This is a genomic window from Piscibacillus salipiscarius, assembly GCF_042685285.1.
Taxonomy (GTDB): Bacteria; Bacillota; Bacilli; order Bacillales; family Alkalibacillaceae; genus Piscibacillus; species Piscibacillus salipiscarius.
Genome location: NZ_JBHUMZ010000019.1, coordinates 189,728 through 208,618 on the forward strand (window position 1 = coordinate 189,728; position 18,891 = coordinate 208,618).

23 protein-coding genes and 1 pseudogene are annotated in these 18,891 nt (G+C 37.1%); 12 read left to right on the top strand and 12 right to left on the bottom strand.

The genetic code is table 11. The annotated features are described in order from the left end of the window. Positions 1 to 141: 141 nt before the first annotated feature. The gene (locus ACFSW4_RS07935; RefSeq protein WP_377328543.1) at positions 142 to 552 is read left to right on the top strand and encodes a helix-hairpin-helix domain-containing protein; all 411 of its coding nucleotides are present in this window, start codon (positions 142 to 144) and stop codon (positions 550 to 552) included. Here the strand turns inward: ACFSW4_RS07935 and ACFSW4_RS07940 are convergent, their stop codons facing one another. The 3 genes from ACFSW4_RS07940 to ACFSW4_RS07950 form a co-directional block, all read right to left on the bottom strand. Then, positions 553 to 1,275, bottom strand: coding sequence for an amino acid ABC transporter ATP-binding protein (locus ACFSW4_RS07940; RefSeq protein WP_054752749.1), 723 nt, complete (start codon positions 1,273 to 1,275; stop codon positions 553 to 555). Beyond that, positions 1,276 to 1,926, bottom strand: a complete 651-nt coding sequence (locus ACFSW4_RS07945) for an amino acid ABC transporter permease (protein ID WP_377328545.1) — start codon at positions 1,924 to 1,926, stop codon at positions 1,276 to 1,278. A 117-nt stretch (positions 1,927 to 2,043) separates the two neighbouring features. Beyond that, positions 2,044 to 2,859: a transporter substrate-binding domain-containing protein gene (locus ACFSW4_RS07950; protein ID WP_377328547.1), complete on the bottom strand. Its 816-nt coding sequence runs from the start codon at positions 2,857 to 2,859 to the stop codon at positions 2,044 to 2,046. A gap of 379 nt (positions 2,860 to 3,238) precedes the next feature. On the opposite strand from ACFSW4_RS07950, the gene ACFSW4_RS07955 reads away from it, so the two are divergent. After that, positions 3,239 to 3,808 (top strand): biotin transporter BioY, encoded by a 570-nt coding sequence (locus ACFSW4_RS07955; RefSeq protein ID WP_054752752.1) that lies wholly within the window; start codon positions 3,239 to 3,241, stop codon positions 3,806 to 3,808. Between the two features lie 108 nt (positions 3,809 to 3,916). Here the strand turns inward: ACFSW4_RS07955 and ACFSW4_RS07960 are convergent. Further along, positions 3,917 to 4,455, bottom strand: a pseudogene (locus ACFSW4_RS07960) (GrpB family protein). Between the two features lie 342 nt (positions 4,456 to 4,797). Here ACFSW4_RS07960 and ACFSW4_RS07965 point away from each other — a divergent pair. Then, positions 4,798 to 5,100: a DUF5316 domain-containing protein gene (locus ACFSW4_RS07965; protein ID WP_054752754.1), complete on the top strand. Its 303-nt coding sequence runs from the start codon at positions 4,798 to 4,800 to the stop codon at positions 5,098 to 5,100. 9 nt (positions 5,101 to 5,109) lie between these two features. Beyond that, positions 5,110 to 5,979, top strand: coding sequence for a GNAT family N-acetyltransferase (locus ACFSW4_RS07970; protein ID WP_377328549.1), 870 nt, complete (start codon positions 5,110 to 5,112; stop codon positions 5,977 to 5,979). 30 nt (positions 5,980 to 6,009) lie between these two features. Here ACFSW4_RS07970 and ACFSW4_RS07975 read toward each other — a convergent pair whose 3' ends face one another. Continuing rightward, on the bottom strand, positions 6,010 to 6,813 hold the full coding sequence (locus tag ACFSW4_RS07975; RefSeq protein ID WP_377328551.1) for an STAS domain-containing protein: 804 nt from the start codon (positions 6,811 to 6,813) through the stop codon (positions 6,010 to 6,012). A gap of 87 nt (positions 6,814 to 6,900) precedes the next feature. After that, a complete protein-coding gene (locus ACFSW4_RS07980) occupies positions 6,901 to 7,161 on the bottom strand; it encodes a hypothetical protein (protein ID WP_054752763.1) in 261 nt (86 codons plus the stop codon). A gap of 135 nt (positions 7,162 to 7,296) precedes the next feature. Here ACFSW4_RS07980 and ACFSW4_RS07985 point away from each other — a divergent pair, with 135 nt between their 5' ends. Together ACFSW4_RS07985 and ACFSW4_RS07990 are read left to right on the top strand one after the other, a co-directional pair. Continuing rightward, positions 7,297 to 7,752, top strand: coding sequence for a hypothetical protein (locus tag ACFSW4_RS07985; protein WP_377328553.1), 456 nt, complete (start codon positions 7,297 to 7,299; stop codon positions 7,750 to 7,752). Positions 7,753 to 7,898: 146 nt separating this feature from the next. After that, entirely contained in the window at positions 7,899 to 8,558 is a 660-nt protein-coding gene (locus ACFSW4_RS07990) for a GDSL-type esterase/lipase family protein (RefSeq protein ID WP_377328555.1), read from the top strand. Positions 8,559 to 8,592: 34 nt separating this feature from the next. Here the strand turns inward: ACFSW4_RS07990 and ACFSW4_RS07995 are convergent, their stop codons facing one another. From ACFSW4_RS07995 to ACFSW4_RS08020, 6 genes are all read right to left on the bottom strand, one after another. Further along, on the bottom strand, positions 8,593 to 9,300 hold the full coding sequence (locus ACFSW4_RS07995) for a DsbA family oxidoreductase (RefSeq protein WP_377328557.1): 708 nt from the start codon (positions 9,298 to 9,300) through the stop codon (positions 8,593 to 8,595). Between the two features lie 70 nt (positions 9,301 to 9,370). Further along, the gene (locus tag ACFSW4_RS08000) at positions 9,371 to 9,517 is read right to left on the bottom strand and encodes a hypothetical protein (RefSeq protein WP_279401451.1); all 147 of its coding nucleotides are present in this window, start codon (positions 9,515 to 9,517) and stop codon (positions 9,371 to 9,373) included. Positions 9,518 to 9,682: 165 nt separating this feature from the next. After that, positions 9,683 to 10,045 carry a DUF779 domain-containing protein gene (locus tag ACFSW4_RS08005; protein ID WP_377328559.1) on the bottom strand — a complete coding sequence of 121 codons (363 nt, stop codon included), beginning with the start codon at positions 10,043 to 10,045 and terminating at the stop codon, positions 9,683 to 9,685. 74 nt (positions 10,046 to 10,119) lie between these two features. Continuing rightward, the gene (gene exaC, locus ACFSW4_RS08010) at positions 10,120 to 11,640 is read right to left on the bottom strand and encodes an acetaldehyde dehydrogenase ExaC (protein WP_054752767.1); all 1,521 of its coding nucleotides are present in this window, start codon (positions 11,638 to 11,640) and stop codon (positions 10,120 to 10,122) included. Positions 11,641 to 12,041: 401 nt separating this feature from the next. After that, positions 12,042 to 12,479, bottom strand: a complete 438-nt coding sequence (locus ACFSW4_RS08015; protein ID WP_279401486.1) for a peroxiredoxin-like family protein — start codon at positions 12,477 to 12,479, stop codon at positions 12,042 to 12,044. Positions 12,480 to 12,576: 97 nt separating this feature from the next. Further along, positions 12,577 to 13,779 (bottom strand): multidrug effflux MFS transporter, encoded by a 1,203-nt coding sequence (locus ACFSW4_RS08020; protein ID WP_377328561.1) that lies wholly within the window; start codon positions 13,777 to 13,779, stop codon positions 12,577 to 12,579. A gap of 148 nt (positions 13,780 to 13,927) precedes the next feature. Between ACFSW4_RS08020 and ACFSW4_RS08025 the strand changes: the two genes are divergently transcribed. Genes ACFSW4_RS08025 through ACFSW4_RS08050 form a run of 6 tightly spaced genes read left to right on the top strand, consistent with a single transcriptional unit; the run spans position 13,928 to position 18,838 of the window. Then, positions 13,928 to 14,656, top strand: coding sequence for a hypothetical protein (locus tag ACFSW4_RS08025; protein WP_377328563.1), 729 nt, complete (start codon positions 13,928 to 13,930; stop codon positions 14,654 to 14,656). A gap of 15 nt (positions 14,657 to 14,671) precedes the next feature. Beyond that, positions 14,672 to 15,394 (top strand): hypothetical protein, encoded by a 723-nt coding sequence (locus ACFSW4_RS08030; protein ID WP_377328565.1) that lies wholly within the window; start codon positions 14,672 to 14,674, stop codon positions 15,392 to 15,394. A 15-nt stretch (positions 15,395 to 15,409) separates the two neighbouring features. Continuing rightward, positions 15,410 to 15,802 (top strand): GntR family transcriptional regulator, encoded by a 393-nt coding sequence (locus ACFSW4_RS08035; RefSeq protein ID WP_377328567.1) that lies wholly within the window; start codon positions 15,410 to 15,412, stop codon positions 15,800 to 15,802. After that, a complete protein-coding gene (locus tag ACFSW4_RS08040) occupies positions 15,799 to 16,650 on the top strand; it encodes an ABC transporter ATP-binding protein (RefSeq protein WP_054752776.1) in 852 nt (283 codons plus the stop codon). The genes ACFSW4_RS08035 and ACFSW4_RS08040 overlap by 4 nt, the downstream gene beginning before the upstream one ends. Positions 16,651 to 16,674: 24 nt before the next feature. Continuing rightward, complete coding sequence (locus tag ACFSW4_RS08045) at positions 16,675 to 17,607, top strand: ABC transporter ATP-binding protein (RefSeq protein ID WP_054752778.1); 933 nt, start codon at positions 16,675 to 16,677, stop codon at positions 17,605 to 17,607. Further along, the gene (locus ACFSW4_RS08050) at positions 17,600 to 18,838 is read left to right on the top strand and encodes an ABC transporter permease (protein WP_377328569.1); all 1,239 of its coding nucleotides are present in this window, start codon (positions 17,600 to 17,602) and stop codon (positions 18,836 to 18,838) included. The genes ACFSW4_RS08045 and ACFSW4_RS08050 overlap by 8 nt, the downstream gene beginning before the upstream one ends. The last annotated feature ends 53 nt before the right edge of the window (positions 18,839 to 18,891 follow it).

Here is an 18,891-nt window from a genome sequence, read left to right on the forward strand (position 1 = left end):
CTTTCTTTTAAAACAATTTGAATCTAATTTCAGACGATTATTAAACTTTTAGATAATTATACATATTTTTCTGTTACAATTGTGTTAAATTGGGAAAAAAGGATAATATAGGATTAAGGAAACTAAAACTGAGGTGGTTCCATGTCCATTAAGCTTGATTTAACAGACTTAGAACGTCGTAAACTAAGAAGTGCCAAGATTAAGATTGCGGATCTTCATTTGCTCCGTCCTGATGAATTAGCTAAAGCCATTCAGTGCACTGCTGAAAGGGCTAGGTTTTTGACTGGTCTAGCGACGTTCCAGCAAATCCCTTCCATTGGTTACCGAATGGCTTATAACTTAGTTTACTATTTATACATCTACACTCTACACGAAATTAAAGATCATGATCCCCAAGAATTGTTTGATTGCCTGGAGCAACGAGCAGACGAGAAAATTGATCCATGCGTTGAGGATCAGATTCGTTGCGTTGTTTACTACGCCAACCACCCAGATAGCACCAAACAATGGTATGATTTCACCGAGCAACGTAAAGCTGACCGGCTAGCTTAATTAAAGAATTTTACTTAAGAATGATTGAGTACGTGGGTTTTGTGGGTTATCAAAGATTTGATTCGGATCGCCTTCTTCCATGATGACACCTTCGTCCATAAAGAATACGCGATCGCCAACTTCTTTCGCGAAGCCCATTTCGTGTGTTACAACAACCATTGTCATACCTTCATTAGCTAAATCTTTCATAACTTCTAGCACATCACCAACTAACTCCGGGTCTAATGCAGAAGTAGGCTCATCAAATAACATGACTTTTGGGTCCATCGCGAGTGATCTCGCAATCGCGACACGTTGCTTTTGCCCACCTGATAAGCTTTCTGGATAAGCCTCGGCTTTATCACCAAGACCCACTTTTCCTAATAACTTAGCTCCGTATTGTTTAGCTTCCGCTTCAGGCATGCCTTTAACTTTAACAGGTCCAAGCGTCACGTTTTCTAAAACCGTTTTATGTGGGAATAAATTAAAGTGCTGGAACACCATTCCGACTTGTGAACGCACTTTATTGATATCCACTTTGGGATCCGTTAATACATCTCCGTCAATTTCAACTTCTCCAGAAGTCACATCTTCTAATAAATTTAAACAACGTAAAAACGTACTTTTACCTGAGCCAGAAGGTCCAATAACGCATAATACTTCTTGAGATTTTATTTCCGCATCGATCCCCTTTAGTACTTCATTGTCACCAAACGATTTGTGTAAGTCTTTAACGGTAATCATTTATACATCAAGCTTCCTTTCTACATTACGTAAAATAATTGATGTTGGAATGGTAATAATTAAGTAAAAAATACAAACCATGATTAATGTTTCAAAAATTTCAAAGGTTGAATTATAATACTGTTTTGCCATATAAAGTACTTCACCAACAGCAATTACCGAGAATAATGATGTATCTTTTAAACTGATAATGAACTGGTTTCCTAAAGGTGGAATCATACGTTTAAAAGCTTGTGGCCAAACGATATAACGCATTGTCTGTTTCTCTGTTAACCCAATGGCACGGCCTGCTTCGTGTTGTCCCTTGTCTATTGAGTGAACGGCACCACGCACAATTTCTGCAATATAAGCACCGGCATTTAACGTAATGGCGATAATCGCAGATGTTAATGCGCCAATATTAACAGCTGTTAACCCATAGTAAATGAATAACACCTGAGCTAAGATCGGAGTACCTCTAATTACCTCTACATAAACGGTACTGATCCATCTAAAAATATTGATTTTAGAAAGTCTTCCAAGCCCTGCAATGGAGCCCAAAATAAAACCAAGGAAAACACCCACTACGGTGATATATAAGGTTAATTGAATACCTTCCCATAAGTAGGGAAGTGATCTATAATAAGCTGAATCTAAAAAGCTTTCTATCATTGTTGTTAGATCTCTCCCTTTTTATAAACTATGTCTAACAAATTTTTCTTCTTAAATAGGAAAAATAGCGTAACAAGGTAAAACTTGTTACGCCTTGATTTCTGTTAGTCTAAGTGGTTATTCTTTTGGCGGTGCTTCACCAAACCATTTTTCGTAAATTTCTGCATAAGTTCCGTTTTCTTTCACATTAGCTAAGCCTTTGTTAATAGACTCAAGTAATTCAGGGTTTGAATCCTTTGGCATAGCAATACCATAAGGTTGACCTTCTAATACATCGCCAACAGTTTTCAGGCTGTCTGAAGCTTGTTCTTTAATATAAAACTGAACGTTAGGTAAGTCATATAACACCGCGTCTAAACGACCACGCTCAAGATTCATATAAGCTGTTACGATTTCAGGATAAGCTGTAATCTCTGCATCAGTGTTGTCTTGTAGATAACTCTCACTTGTTGACCCTTGACGAGCCCCAACGTTTTTACCTGATACATCTTCAATTGATTCAATATCTGAATCTTGTGGAACAGCTAAAATTAAACCAGAATCATAGTAAGAGTCTGAGAAATCAATGAATTCCTTACGTTCTTCTGTGATTGAGATTCCAGCAATACCTATGTCGTGTTTACCTGATCTCATTGAAGCTAGAAGTCCATCAAATTGCATTGTTTGGAATTCAACTTTAAACCCTTGATCTTCCGCAATAGCTCTCAATAATTCAATATCGAACCCTACCATTTCACCTGTATCTGGGTTCTTATACTCAAATGGTTTGAAGTTAGCATCAGTTGCGACTGTGTATGTAGGCGTTTCTTCGCCACTACCACCGTCACCACTATTACCACTATCTCCATTACTTCCTTCACTTTCTGATGTACCGCATGCGGCTAATACACTAATCATAAAAGCCGCTATTAATAACAACATAAACTTTTTCATGTCCAAAATTACCCCCTGAAGTTTTTAATCTTACTATTAATATATTTTCTCATGTTCACAAATAATTCGAAATTCAGATAATTCATGAAAAAATTGAGTTATTTAACATCTAGGCGAGTTTATTCCACTAGAACTCTTTCATTTATACAATATCTAATAAATAAGTCCTAAAACTTAAAATCCTTCCAGATTTAGTCCCTCTAGTTAGCGATAATGGTTTATTTAAAACTCTTAGAAACTATAGGAGTATATTTTTTATTAGATAAATAGTATTGGTTCAATATAATTAAAATTTAATCATACGAAAAATCACTATTCAATTTCGCACAATGTTTGTTAACCTATAATTAAATAGAGGTTAACAATAGGAGGAGATCTTATGAATTATCAGAGTAAAAATCTAAAAATTTTTATCAATTGTGTAGTTTTTGCAGTCATAACTGCTGTTTTAGCCCAAGTTGAAGTTCCTCTACCGTTAGTCCCGATTAGCGGACAAACACTTGCCGTCGGGTTAACAGCAACTATACTAGGAAGCAGCCAAGGTGCATTAGCTATGATTTGTTATGCTACACTTGGTGCTATTGGTTTGCCAGTATTTGCAGGGTTTAATGCAGGAGCAGAGGTTCTAACTGGACCAACGGGAGGATACATTATAGGTTTCATAGTTGCAGCCTTCTTAATGGGGTACATACTTGAGCGCACATCATTCCGGCTAACGATGGCAATGGTGGCTAACACCGTTGGAATGGTGGTCATTTTACTGTTCGGTATGATTCAACTGAAATATGTTACTGGTTTAGGCTGGGGTGAAGCTCTTGATGCCGGAGTCTACCCGTTCATTGTGGTAGGTCTGATTAAAGCCTTCCTCGCAAGCTGGATTGGTATAGCTGTAAGAAAAAGGCTAGTTCAATCCCGATTGATCAATCCTTCTGAAAAAGCTGCAGCATAAAAACAAAAGGCCTGAGTTTATAATAATTAGTTTTAACTTCATTTAATAAATTCTATAACTCTAATATTTAAAGTCCTTCCAGATTCAAATCTGGAAGGACTCTTTTTATTAATCTATTACGGATTTTACAAATTTAAGTTTTTGATCTGCGTACGACTTAACATCATTCACGTATTGCTCCGCTAAATTCACTTTCAACCGTTCATATTCTTTAGCTAATTGTGGGTTGTCATTTAACCGGTCTCTGAACTGTAAATGCTCGTGCCACCACTTACCGTCATACTCTACAACATGCAAGAAGTGCGTTTTTATATAATTCTCCTCTTCAATCTTAGGAAATTTGGCAAAGACTACTTTATCTTTCACCTCTTGCTTTTTTAACCTGAAATATTGACCTTCTTGCATTGTTCTCATCTCTAAATCCTTTGCGTTGTCTAATGGTTTAAGACTGACCATGATGTCTACATCGGTTTTGCCTTAATTCCATAAATCGCTGTACTTCCAATGTGCTCAATACCATCTATGTGTTTACCAACTAGCGACTCTAATAGCGCTTTTTCTAGCTGAAAGTTTTGCTTCCATTCTGGGTTGTGTGGAACTAACTTCACTTCATCTTTTTGTAAACCTAACACAAAATCCCTCCCCATATGGTATCTCTCTATGGTAAAGGGGTACAGGCAAAAATAGTAGTCTAAATTTTCTTTAAAATTTATGGTATAATAGAATTGTAAAATGATTCATGTTCTCTTGTAATGACCTTCGCTGTTTAAGGGTCATTTTTTCCTCTTCCTATCGGCTGATCCCTCTTTTCCCAAACGCTTTCGCTTCTTTTATGGCTTCACTTATAAAAAACTTATGAATCAATTCGTTCATATTAATCCAGACACCCATTTTCCACGATTTGCTAATCTATGGTTAACAATATACAATGTTAATCATTATCTGAAAATAACATACCATTGTCTTATACATATCTTGGAGGGATTAAATTGAATAAAGCATTATTTTATGGCTTAGTTATGTCACTAATTGCTATAGTTGCTGGACTGGTGACAACTAGTTTAGATTTGACGTTTTTAGTTAGTGGAGTATGCGGAGTTGGGGCTTTATTATTTTCTGGTATGCTAACGGGTGCATTTGTGAGTGGCGACCGAAACCGGGCCAATTATCATGCATCGACCAATGAAAGCAAGCAAGATCGTCATAACTTGATGGTCAATGCCTTATGGTTTTCCTTACCTAATATTGTGACTGCTGCTGCAACCCTCGGTATATACTTAAGTTTCAATTAAGGAGAAAATATGAACATTAGACCCGTTACACAACAAGAATACGAATTTATTAATGAATTGTGTGAATTAAGTTACCATAAACCTTCGCAATGGATTGGATATCCGAGGGTTGAGAGCGTGGATGTTTTAAAGGCTGAGGTTAGCGAATATAACAACACGGTTGATAACTGCGTTAAGGTAATTGAACATCAATTGAAACCTATTGGGTTTACAGGTTATTTACATGAAGTTGGTGATGACGAAGCTTATATCATCGGACCCGTATTTCTAGAAACTTACCATACTATTAAAAACGTCAAAGAAATACTAACAAAACTTCAGATGGAGTCGCCTTTTAATCTATTAAGAATAACAACACCTTCAAATAATACCGTAACTAATGCTGCTATTGATGGGCTATGTTGGAAGCAAACTAGTCAGCAACTAGAAATGGTCTATGAATTAAACCAATATGAAAGTTCAGACCACCATCTAGATGTAAAACCCATAGAAGACCAACTGATTCCTGATGTGGCAACACTTTTTGAAAACGTATTTAATTGGCACGAATCCCAAAATCAATTGAAGCATTATTTGAATGAGTTTGGAATGGATGCGGCTTGCATTTTCGAAGGAGAGAAGCTTAAAGGCGCGATCCTTTGGGATGCTGTTGAAGAGACTAACTTTGTTAGATTAGAAGATGTAGCCGTTGTGCCTGAAGCTAGACGACAAGGTATTGCGACAAAATTGATTGAACACGTCATACAAGACGCATCTTCTCAATCAAAAGAGGATATATTTTTAGCCGTTGATTTAGATCACGTAAATGCAATTAAACTTTATGAAAAAATTGGATTCAAACGTAATATGATTAATGTTTCATATGAAATAAAGTCCTAGACCACCAAACACGTTCTAGGACTTTTTCTATTAATAAACTTTCTTTCGAGTTAAGGCTTGATTTAATGTACTATACGATTCCATCTTTTCAAATCGAACACCTAGATTGACCATTGTTTGAGCAACCTCAGGACGAATTCCGACTAATACGGCGTGCGTTCCGACTAGCTCCATCGATTCAACTATTTTAAAAATGTGACTGGCTACCATTGTGTCAATAACTGGTACCGCTGATAAATCAATGAAAAGCTGAGATAAATCCTGGCGGTTCGCTTCTGAAAGGGCAGTATTAAGTAAGATCTCTGCTCGCTCAGTGTCCACATTACCAACAACGGGTAACACTGCGGTTCCATTTCCTAATGGAACGACAGGTGCTGATAAGACTAAGAAATTGTCATGAGCTTCTTGAATTTTTGATTTATAAGAATCAATAAAAGCTGAAGTAAATGAGCGAATGCCTTCATCCATAAGCGGATCTAACCTATGTATTAAAGCAAAGACTGTTGATGCAGAGAAGTTTTGCTCTATGACAAAAGATTCGACTTCGTTCCAAATAGTTAATCTTAAGAAAGCAACTCTATCTAACACACTGGATAATTCAGCTCCATTTTCAATAGCCCAGTGACCTGTATTTTGTCCCCACCTAGTCATTTCGTTAAGGCTATCATCATAAGCATGACAAGCTTTAGCAAAAAAACCAACTAACTCGGCCCGAAGCTCTAGTGCTTCTGCTGTATCCTCTTCTTCAGATTTCATATTTCTGGCAATATTATACTTATTCTCCTCTAACATGTCTCCAACTTGGAGGACCTCTTGTTTAACCGATTGAGTCATTCTTGTACCACCTTTAACTATGATTACTTAATTATAAACGAAATTTCCACAATAGAAAATAGACGACCCATTCATGAGTCGTCTATTTTATTCTCCAGATGAATCGTGGCCACCTGAGTCACCACTACCAGATGAAGAATCACCCTCTACGTCTAGCTCTATATTAACATTTTCGCTTTCCTGCTGGTCATCACTTGATGTGTTAAACATCGGAAATACATAATAAATTAAGAAAAATAGAATTAGTACGGTGATGATTAGAATTGATATCCATTTTATAGCTGTCGCTCCTGTACGATGCGGTTCTTCATGCCTTATACGTTGTTCTTCTCTTCTTTCATCAACCATGTTAACCCTCCTTTTTGAGTGTTGTTAAACAGTTCCCCATTAATATTTTTTCTAAACATTTCGTAAAAGGAGTAAAGCACATTAGCCCAACTTTTTGAATACTTTAGCTATGAGGAATAAAGGAGGATTAGTAATATGAATTATCAAAAAAACCCTAAAAAACATTCTTACTATAAGAATGAGAGCTTTTTAGACCAACCAAAGATGAATTACCCCTATATAAACACTAACTCTAAACTTATGTCCCAGCAATTAGACCACCATAAGAAAAACATGTTCGATCTATGTCAAAAACATCATTTATATCTCGTACAAGTAGAAACAGTTGATGGTCAAACCTTTGAAGGGATTGTTGATGAGTTTGACGAAGATGGCGTGACTTTGCTCGTACCTTCTGGGGAAAATGAACGCGGAGATGGCTTTGATGATGTTGGATTTGGGCCTGGTCCAGGATATGGTATGGGGTATGGTTATGGACCTGGGTTTGGTTCACCTTATGGGTACGGATACCCTAGGAGATTCCGCAGGTTCAGACGTTACCGCTATCCATTTTTTAACTTAAACCGAATTTTCTTTCCATTCTTTTTCTAAACACATGGTAACAACCCATGCAAGCCCGCTGCTTCTATCATTTAATGATAAGAGGCAGCTTTTTTATTTAACAAGAGAAATCCCCATTCCAAAATTGGGCAAGCACTAGGTTGTCTGCCTATATTGATCCCTTAAGGAGGGAGATTATGAATGATTTTATTGTATATAAAGCAATTGGCGATTCACTAACAGTTGGAATTGGTAATTACTTCTCAAAAGGCTTCGTCAATCGCTATGCCCAAAGAGCTGTTGAAACACTACAAGTTCCAGTTCGTACAGAGGTTTTTGCTAAAAATAAAATAACAAGCGGAGACTTATTATATAGAATACAAGACGAAAAAGTTCAATCACGACTCATGACGGCAAACATCATAACTATTACTGCAGGAGGAAACGATTTACTTCAGGCTAACAGAACATTTATGTATACCTATGACCCAAGCGTTTTTGATGAAGTAACAGTAGAGTTTTACCAAAACATGGCATCGATCCTATCAGAAATACATTACTTAAAATCACTGCATCCTACTCCTTATATGATACGACTAATCGGTCTTTATAATCCCTTTCCACACCTTTCATATAGTGATTTCTGGGTGCAACGGTTTAATAACATTTTGTTATCTTTCAGAGATGAACGCACGCAATTTGTTGATATTTATTCTTACTTCATATATGGCGGGGAGCACTTATTTAATTTTGGCAGGCTTCACCCGAACAAGTACGGGTATGAAGTTATCGCAGAAGCAACGGCCTCGTGTGGGTTTGAACCACTTAAACAGGAAATCGAATCTAATCAAAAATGAAAACTCCACGGCCGAACTAAGCCGAGGAGTTTTCTTACGATTGACAAGAACCATCGTCACAGTATTCAGTTTTAGCTTGGTTATTGAGAACTTGAATTTTTGGCTGTTTTTTCTCTTCTTCGTGTACTTTTGATAATACATCTAAAAATACGTCAGTCGGCTGCGCCCCAGATACTGCGTATTTTTCATTGAATACGAAGAAAGGAACTCCTTGAACTCCAATTTGAGATGCGTCATGCTGATCTGCTTGAACCTTTCGTTTATACTTAGCTGATTCTGCAATTTCAAGCGCCTCTACTCGGTTTAAACCGACCTCTTCGGCTAAATCCACTAGCACCTGATGATCTCCTACATCTTTACCTTCTGTAAAATAAGCACGCATTAAGCGTTCCATCATGTCATACATTTTACCTTGCTGATTAGCAAAATGGCTTAATCGATGAGCATCTTCAGTGTTAGTAGGAATAACCTGATCAAAGTTAAAGTCCAAACCTACTGTTTTCGCTTGTTCAGCCATTTGATCATTCATCCGTTTTCCTTCTTCATATGGCACACCATACTTAGTTGCTAACATTTCATGAATATCTGAATGACCACCTTTTTCAGCATTAGGGTCTAATTGATAACTTCTAAAATGAATTTGAATATTTTCCTGTCCAAATTGTTTCATGGCTTCTTCAAGACGTCTTTTGCCGATATAACAAAACGGGCATACAACGTCTGACCAAATTTCAATCTTCATATGACGACCTCCAACATTTTGCATCAGGGTCATTATTATATATTTCAATCTGAATTTCAATCAATGTGCTTTATTTCGAATTAATATGTCTCGAATCGTTCTCCTTAAGGTTTAATGCTTTTTTCCGATGAACAAACAATCGATTAAGCCCCTTATATAATAAGAATGCGGCTGCCATAAGTACCATTAAGGTTACAACATACATCATCATTTCCACCGCAAATCACCTCTTTTTGTACCTTATTCATAATATTGTACGTATGTAATCTTATAATTGCAAAACTATTGACTCGGGAGGATAAGCCCCTTTTTTGAAATCATAGATGATTTGCCAGGACTCTTGGTAGAAAATAAAAAACCTGACCCTTCATTAAGGATCAGGTTAAGACTCAGATTGTAGTTCTTTATTTTCTTCTTCTGTAAATGCTCTTGAACGGGTAAGGAACCGTTTACCTTCAACACCTTCTAATGAAAACATGCCGCCTCTACCATCAACCACATCTATTATGAGCTGCGTATGCTTCCAATATTCAAACTGGTTTCGGTGAATGTAAAATGGTGCTCCACCTATTTCACCCAAATAAACATCTTGATCACCAACAATGAGGTCGCCATCAGGGTAGCACATGGGTGAGCTGCCATCACAGCATCCGCCAGACTGGTGAAACATGATCGGGCCATGTTTTCCTTTCAATTTTTCTATTAGTTCTAAGGCAGCATCCGTTGCGGTTACTCGTTGAACCATTTTATCCCGCCTTTCTTTTGAAAAAAGGAAGCCCATTCAAGAGGCTTCCCCTTTACTATTATATTCGTTCAGCCTTAGAAAAATCCTAATTTCTGAGGGCTGTAGCTAACCAGTAAGTTCTTCGTTTGCTGATAATGACTTAACATCATCTTATGGTTTTCACGGCCAACACCTGACATCTTGTAACCACCAAATGCTGCGTGTGCTGGATAGTCATGGTAGCAGTTTGTCCAAACACGGCCAGCCTGAATACCACGGCCAAAACGATAAGCTTTATTAATGTCACGTGTCCATACGCCAGCGCCTAAACCATAAAGTGTGTCATTGGCGATTTCCATAGCCTCGGCATCGTCTTTAAACGTTGTGACAGACAATACTGGACCAAAGATTTCTTCCTGGAAAATTCGCATTTTATTATGTCCTTTAAATACTGTTGGCTTAACGTAGTAACCATCTTTCATGTCACCTTCTTGTATGTTTTGCTCACCACCGATTAAACACTCAGCACCTTCTTGCTTACCGATATCTAAGTAAGATAAGATTTTCTCTAATTGTTCGCTTGATGCTTGAGCTCCCATCATCGTATTAGGATCTAACGGGTTTCCTGTATTAATTTCTGCAACACGCTTTAATGCACGCTCCATAAATTCATCGTAAATATCCTCATGGACTAGTGCACGAGACGGACACGTACAAACCTCACCTTGGTTAAGCGCAAACATAACCAGGCCTTCTATCGCTTTATCTAAGAAATCATCATCCTGATCCATCACATCTTTAAAGAAAATGTTTGGTGATTTTCCACCTAATTCAAGTGTTACTGGGATTAAGTTTTGTGACGCATACTGCATAATTAAACGTCCTGTGGTCGTTTCACCTGTAAAGGCAACTTTATCAACCCGAGGATTTTGGGCTAGAGGTTTACCCGTTTCTAGGCCAAAACCATTGACGATATTAAGGACACCTGCAGGAACTAAGTCTTCTATTAATTCCATTAAGACTAAAATAGATGAAGGTGTTTGTTCAGCTGGCTTTAATACGACACAGTTGCCAGTGGCCAACGCTGGAGCTAATTTCCACGTTGCCATAAGTAACGGGAAGTTCCATGGAATAATTTGTCCTACTACTCCTATTGGCTCATGAAAGTGGTATGCCACTGTATCATTATTAATCTCACCAAGAGACCCTTCTTGTGCTCGAATAGCGCCAGCAAAATATCTGAAGTGGTCCACTGCAAGAGGCAAGTCTGCATTGAGAGTTTCACGAACTGATTTCCCGTTCTCCCATGTTTCTGCAACCGCAAGCATTTCTAAATTCTCTTCGATACGATCAGCAATTTTATTTAGCATATTCGCACGTTCTGCAACAGATGTCTTGCTCCATTCTTCCTTAGCTGCATGTGCTGCATCTAATGCTAGCTCAACGTCCTCTTTTGTCGAACGAGGAATTTCAGTAAAAGTCTTACCTGTTACAGGCGTTACATTTTCAAAGTACTGACCATTAACAGGTGGTGTCCACTTCCCACCAATATAGTTTTCATAACGGTCCTTAAAATTTACAACAGCTCCATCTGTGTTTGGAAAAGCATACGTCATCATTATTCCTCCCTTTTTAGTATCAAAGACTAACCCTCAACACAAATGTATGCGCTTTCAATATTTATGTATTTTATGACAGAGTTAGACTTCTTTCTCACTATTTTAACAAAACTTAACTAAAAATTCAAAATTTTTAGTTTAATAATAGAACAAGCTTGTCCTACTAATTATACTTATGCTTCAACTCTTGAACTATGACTTTTTATCGGTAAGTCTACTAGATTAGTAATAAATTGTTTTAGGGCATTTCCTCCTATTAATGGGCCTTAGTTTCTCATGTTTGGTCCTTTAATTGAATGCAATGGTCCCTTTTTAGAAAAGTATGGTCTTTAAAGGTAGTTTTTTAGGCCTAGAATTTAGAATAATAGTCCTTTGTAATAAAAAAAGCTGACCTCACGTCAGCTTTTGATTACGTTCAATATTTTACTTATCTTTGCATGTTTTTCCGGGGATTCATCTAGATGTTTCCACAACAAATCTCCGTTCTCATCAAAAATAAGAGTTGCTCCTTGAATGTAGACATCTTGACTGGTCATAGATTTCTTCACAAACTTAGCCTGTTTTTCATCTTTAGGAATGATGTTTTTAAGCCTCCGAGTAATCACGCCTAAGGCTACTTTTGATAGTAATATAATCTTTGCTGGTCTTTTCGCTTTAATCGCTTTAAATGCTTGTCGGTCGGGATCGCCTACAATTTCAAATGGATACGGACCAAATGCATCTAGGAACTGTTTAATAAACGATGCCTTTGATGGTGCAACGGCGACAATCTGATAACCTTCACTTTCAATTTCTTCATACTGCTCACGCAACTGCGCGAGTAATTGGCGGCAAATTGGTCAACCAAGGTGACGTGTGAATACTAAGATAGTCTTTTCGTTTCGGATTAACTCGTTAAGTGTCGTTGTTCCGTTTTGAGTTTGAACCTCATAGTTAAGCTCCAATAACATGCCCCTCCCTTGTTTTCACTAATAATATATAACTTAGCACAATTAACAGCTGACTGACGAGGATGATCGTTGCTAGTGGTAAAATCGTGCTTGTTCCAAATACACCTACAATTGGTGCGACAGTGGCTCCGAACACGAACTGGAATAAGCCAAGTAGAGCCGATGCACTTCCTGCGTTCCGATCTTGCGTCTGCATCGCTAAAGATAAGCTCGTTGGGTTCATCATACCTGTACTTGATGTAATGAAAAATAAACCGATAATTACAAATATAAGTCCCCCGTCAAAAAATGCGGCCGAAACGAGTGTCGTACCACCTGTTAATGCCACTAAAAACCCAATAACTAAAAGCTTTTCTTCATGCACTCGGTCTGATAGCCTACCAACAACTTGACTCATGGTGATAAACCCTAGTGCATTTAATCCAAAAATCATAGAGTAAGCTTGCGGGGACAACGCAAAAATGTCCTGCAAAATAAATGATGACCCTGAAATGTAAGAGAACATGGCTGCAGCCGCAAAGCCTTGTATAAACGCAAAACCCATGTAACGGCGATGCTTCATTAACTTCACAAAAACCTCAACGGTACTCCTAAGGCCGCCTTCAGAACGTTCCTTTACAGGCAATGATTCCTTTAATTTTATGATTGCGAGTGCCGTTAATATGATCCCAGCAACTGATAGAATAGCAAATAAGCCTCTCCAACTAGTAAATAATAAAATTTGTCCACCAATCATGGGTGCTAAGATAGGCGCCAAACCCATTACTAAAACTAATAAAGAAAACATTTTCGTTAATTCAGATCCCGAATATAAATCACGAATAATCGAACGAGATATAACAATCCCACCAGCACCTGAGAATCCTTGAACAAACCTGGCCGCAACAAGCACCCAAATGTTAGGTGCAATCGCACAAACAACTGATGCTATGACATATATTCCTATGGCAATGATGAGCGGCTTTTTCCTTCCAAAAATGTCACTAAGTGCCCCAATGACAAGCTGTCCGAATGCAATTCCAAGCAAGCTTGTGGTTAAACTTAACTGAACTAATGACGGTTCAGTTTTTAACCCTTCTGCTAATTTAGGAAAAGCAGGTAAATATAAATCTATCGTTAACGGAACAAGCGCCGTAAATGCACCTAATAACAGAATTAGTCTCAAGTGAGAAGATCTTGATGCCATGAATTACACCTCTCTTTTATTGTCATAACGCTTATCCTATAACATTTTAAAATAAATTTAAAGTTTACTGTTTACTTTTAAAAACGAGGTGTATATACTGTGTATATAGATATAAACAGTATAACAGCCTGAGGATGTGAAAGAAATTATGTGGCAAAAGGCGCTAGATTTAGCATTATTTGAATGGAAAATCAAATTGACCAACAGGTTATTAATACAATTTATTACATTAATCACGCTTTTCGTTTATATGATAACCGTATTTAATGATGCACACTTTGAAGAACCAATACTAATATTCGAAATGTTGTTCATAGCATTTCTACTTTTGGGATACGGTTGGTCTACACCGATGGAATTTCAACTCCAAAGAATTAACGAAAATCATTATGCCTCTCCGGTGTTATTTATGTTACAGAATTTACCGATCAATAAAAGTACATTAATTAGAAGCCGCTTCTTATTATTTTATTTAAACTTAGCACCATTACTTATATTATTGTTCATACTATTTTATATTTCACCTGCGATTAGAAACGTTATGACACCTTATTCTTATTTTGTATTTTCCTTATTTTGGATTAGTTTTTCACTAAGTTTCGGCTCTTTTTTACCTGCGAGTGATATAAGAACTCGGCAGATGACCCAAGGAAAACTTCTATTCTATATCTTTAGTTTTATAGTATTCATTTCATTGATTACTCAACTTGGAGATTTCGTTTATGGAGGAAGTTTTATAAACTTAATTATCTATTTATCCAATCATGATCCATTTTGGTTAGCCTTATTTTCAATCACACTTATTCCATTAACTTTAGTTTTTTGGGTTAAATATCTTCAAAAGAAAATATCAAAAGAAGACTATGACTTATCTTAATAAGGAGGATTAAATATGTGGAAGGAAGCTATTAATCTCGCTTTGTTCGAGTGGAAAATTGACTGGTTTAATCGAATCTTACACCAAATTTTATTACTAGCCGCATTACTTGTTTTCAGTTATGCCACTTATGAATCCATAATAGATGATGGTGGCTGGGGGTTAGATGTCATTTACTTTGCTTTTTTCGTTTGGGGATTTGGTTGGTTGACTCCAAAGGATTTCCAGTATCAAAAGGTTAGCTCTCACACTTATGCATCACCAGTGTTTTTTATGTTACACAAATTACCGATTCAAAACAGTACGTTAATTAAGAGTAGATTTATCATTTTCTATATCAACGCTTTACCGATTTTGGTTTTATTTTTTATAGGTTTATACTTTTTACCTATTCTTAAGAATGTCTTTACAATTGAAGGGTACTTAGCTTTTGCACTTATGTGGGCTAGTTTAGGATTAAGCCTTAGCGCCATCTACCCTGCAAGTGATTTAGGGGATCGCAATGTCACAAACAGTAAATTGATTTTTATTTTCATAGGTATATGGATTACATTATCCATTTTGATAATACCGACTTATATTTTTTACGATGATGGGTTAATTAATCTAACAATTGATATAGCCAATCAGTGGCCACTAGTTGTATCAATTATCTCAGTACTAATCATACCGGTTTCGAATTGGGCTTGGATTAGATATGCCAATTCTAAATTGAAATTAGAAGACTTTGAATTATAGGAAGGAGTGGGCGACTTGGAATTACCTATTAAATTATCCGAGCAATCTAGAGAACCAATCTATCACCAGATTGAACATCAAATTAAAGCCTTGATTGCTAGTGGACAATTAGAAGCTGGCACGTCACTCCCTTCCATTCGCGCTTTATCAAAAGACTTGGAGGTGAGTGTCATTACAACGCGGAGAGCTTATCAAAATCTAGAATATGAAGGCTTTATTAAGACTTTACAAGGAAAAGGCACGTTTGTTGCTGATATTAATGTTTCGTTAAAAAAGGAAATTAAAGAGGACACGGTTGCTAATGCACTGCGTAAAGCTATTGGGACCGCATACCAGCATAACTACTCTAAAAAAGAAGTTAAACGTTTATTTAATCAATTACTAGACGAAAGTGAGGGAGAATCGTGAGTTATTCAATTGAAGTTAAGGATCTTCAAAAAACAAGAGATGATTTTGAGTTAGGGCCATTTAATTTAAATATAGAACCTGGTTTAGTAACGGCTTTAGTTGGTAGTAATGGTGCTGGAAAAAGTACACTTCTTAAAACAATCATGAACTTAGTGAAACCTACCTCTGGAGATATTCGTATATTAGGAAGTTATGTTAATCATACTGAGTCTTGGAAACAAGACATTGCCTATTTACCACAAAACAAGTTAGGGCATGACCCTTTTAATGGAATGCAGTTAAAAGAATTAGTGTCATCACTTTACCCTAATTGGGATGAAGCACTTTTTAAACGAATAGTTAAAGATCTCGATGTCAATCTTAAGAAAAATTTTAAGAATTTATCACCAGGTGGACAGCAAAAGCTTGCACTAGCCTTGACCATTCCAAGAAATGCGCCAATCATAATTTTAGACGAACCGACTTCACACATCGACATTGTATCTAAAACCATTCTTTTAGATTTGTTAGCAGAGTGGATGGAGGACGGTGAACGCACCCTCATTTTAGCGACTCACCAAGTTGAGGATATCCGAAAGCTTGCCGATATGGTTGCGATCATGAAAGACGGTAATCTTTTAGCTTATAAAGATAAGGAAGCCCTCATCGAAACATATACTCAATATTGGATGGTAGACCCACTTCCAACCGAAAGTCTACCAGGTGAAGTAAGACGAAAAGGAAGCAAAACGGTTATTACGAATGATGAAACTGAGTTAGAAGATTATTTAAGTCAACATCAATTGAAGTGGTTAAACAAAGAAACACTTAATCTAGAAAATACGATCTCATTGATGTTAACAAAATAAATAAGAATAAGGGGAGAGAGAGAGTTGGAAAAAGCCTTAAGCGTTAAGAACATACAAAAGTCATTTAAAAGCACAAAGGTTTTAAAAGGAATTTCATTCGATGTGCATAAAGGTGAAATTATGGCTATTCTTGGTCCTAATGGTGCGGGTAAATCCACAACCATTCGGAACATTATGGGAATTATGTATCCTGATGAAGGAAACGTTACTTTCCACGGACATAATGGAAGTGACATCCCGCGTCATAAAATCGGTTATTTACCGGAAGAACGTGGCCTCTATAAAAATGTAAAAGTGATGGATGTACTTCTTTATTTTGCGAGTTTAAAAGATTATCCAAAAGAAAAAGCTAAAAAACGTGCCCTCTATTATTTAGAGAGACTTGGATTAAAAGGTAAAGAAAATGTCTCGGTTGAAGAACTGTCTAAAGGGATGGGGCAAAAAGTTCAATTTATCGGGTCGATTATACATGAACCAGAGCTTTTAATATTAGATGAACCGTTCTCTGGATTAGATCCTGTGAGTCAGGATGTTTTCAAACATGAAATTAAAGAGCTTGCCAATAATGGAACGGCCATTTTACTAAGTTCTCACCAAATGAATCTTGTTGAAGAAATGTGCGATCGCTTATTTATGATTAATAAAGGTGAAAAAGTCATATACGGCTCAATGGACGATGTCAAAAGAGAATACGCTAACTTTAAATGTACGATTCGTGGCAGAAATGAAGTGGCAACACTTGAAGGGCTTCCAGAAGTCACACGAGTTGAACAAAGTGGTGATATTTCAGTATTGTATTTAACTCACGATGTTCAAGCGACAAACTGGTTAAAACAGCTCCCAGAGTCACTTGACGTACAAGAGTTATCCGTTGACCGCGTGTCCTTACATGAAATTTTCGTAGATATTGCAACAGACCAATCATTAGCTGAGGAAGTAGGTGCTACCCATGCGTAATAGTATTAAAGTTGCTAAGTGGGAATTTAAGCGTAACGCAAGGAACAAATCGTTTATCATTTCATTATTTTTAACACCTTTACTATTTGTGATTTTTGCAACAGCACCAACCTTTTTAAGTAACTTAGGTGATGAAGAAGAAAAGGCTACCACGGTTTACTTTAATGATCAAGTTGGGGTGTATGAAGCAATCCAACCTGTCATTTCTGAAGGTGATTTTGTTTCATGGGAAGTTATCGAAACGGATAATGGGCCTGAGCAAATGAAGAAAACGCTTAGTGAAGAAGAAGACGCTGCGTACATTCAAATTAGCGAAGACACGTTAAATACCGGTACTGTCAGGTATATGGTTGGAGATGACGTCGATCAATCGTTTAAAAATGAGATGAATGTTTTACAGCAGCCAATTAAGCAAGCACAGCTACAAATGGCTGGATTATCGACTGAACAAATGCAATTAGTTCAGCAGCCAGTAAATTACGAGGAAGCAAGTGTTAAGGAAGAGACTGAAACTATTCCAATGGAAGAGGCTGGTGGATTCCCGTATGAGCAGGCTATTCCTAGCATTTTTGCAGGGCTTGTCTTATTCTCAATTGTGATCTCAGGTATGATGATCTTCCAAAGCGCTTCACAAGAAAAGAAAGATAAAGTCGCCGAAATTATATTGTCGTCAGTAACAGCTGTTGAACTAATGCAAGGTAAGATCTTGGGGTATTTCAGTCTCGGGCTTCTACAAGTAGGTGTGTGGATTGCACTTGTTACACCCTTTGCACTTTGGAAACTTGATGACATTCCAGTCCTTGAATATTTATTTGTACCAGAGACATTGTTGTTACTAGTGATTGCGATATTAGGGTACTTGTTATTTGCGGCACTATTTGTAGGACTTGGAGCAACTATAGAAGATGCTTCTACTAGCGGTAACTTCCAAGGGTTAGTGATGATGTTACCATTCATTCCATTCTTCTTAGTCGCACCTATTTTCAGCAATCCGAGTGGAATAATAGCACAGATTGCTACGTATATACCGTTTACGTCACCAGCTGTCATGCTCATGCGATTAGCTGTATTAGATGAGTGGCCTTGGGTTGAAATTTTAATTGGTCTTGCGATTCTAATCGTGAGTATTTGGATCTTCATGAAGCTAGCGGGTAAGATCTTCCAAGTGGGAATTTTAATTTATGGTAAAAATGCTACACCACAAGAGATATGGAAATGGTTAAGAGCATAGAGTAGAATATGTAATAAAAAAACGCTTACAAAAGCAACTGCATGTGTTAATTA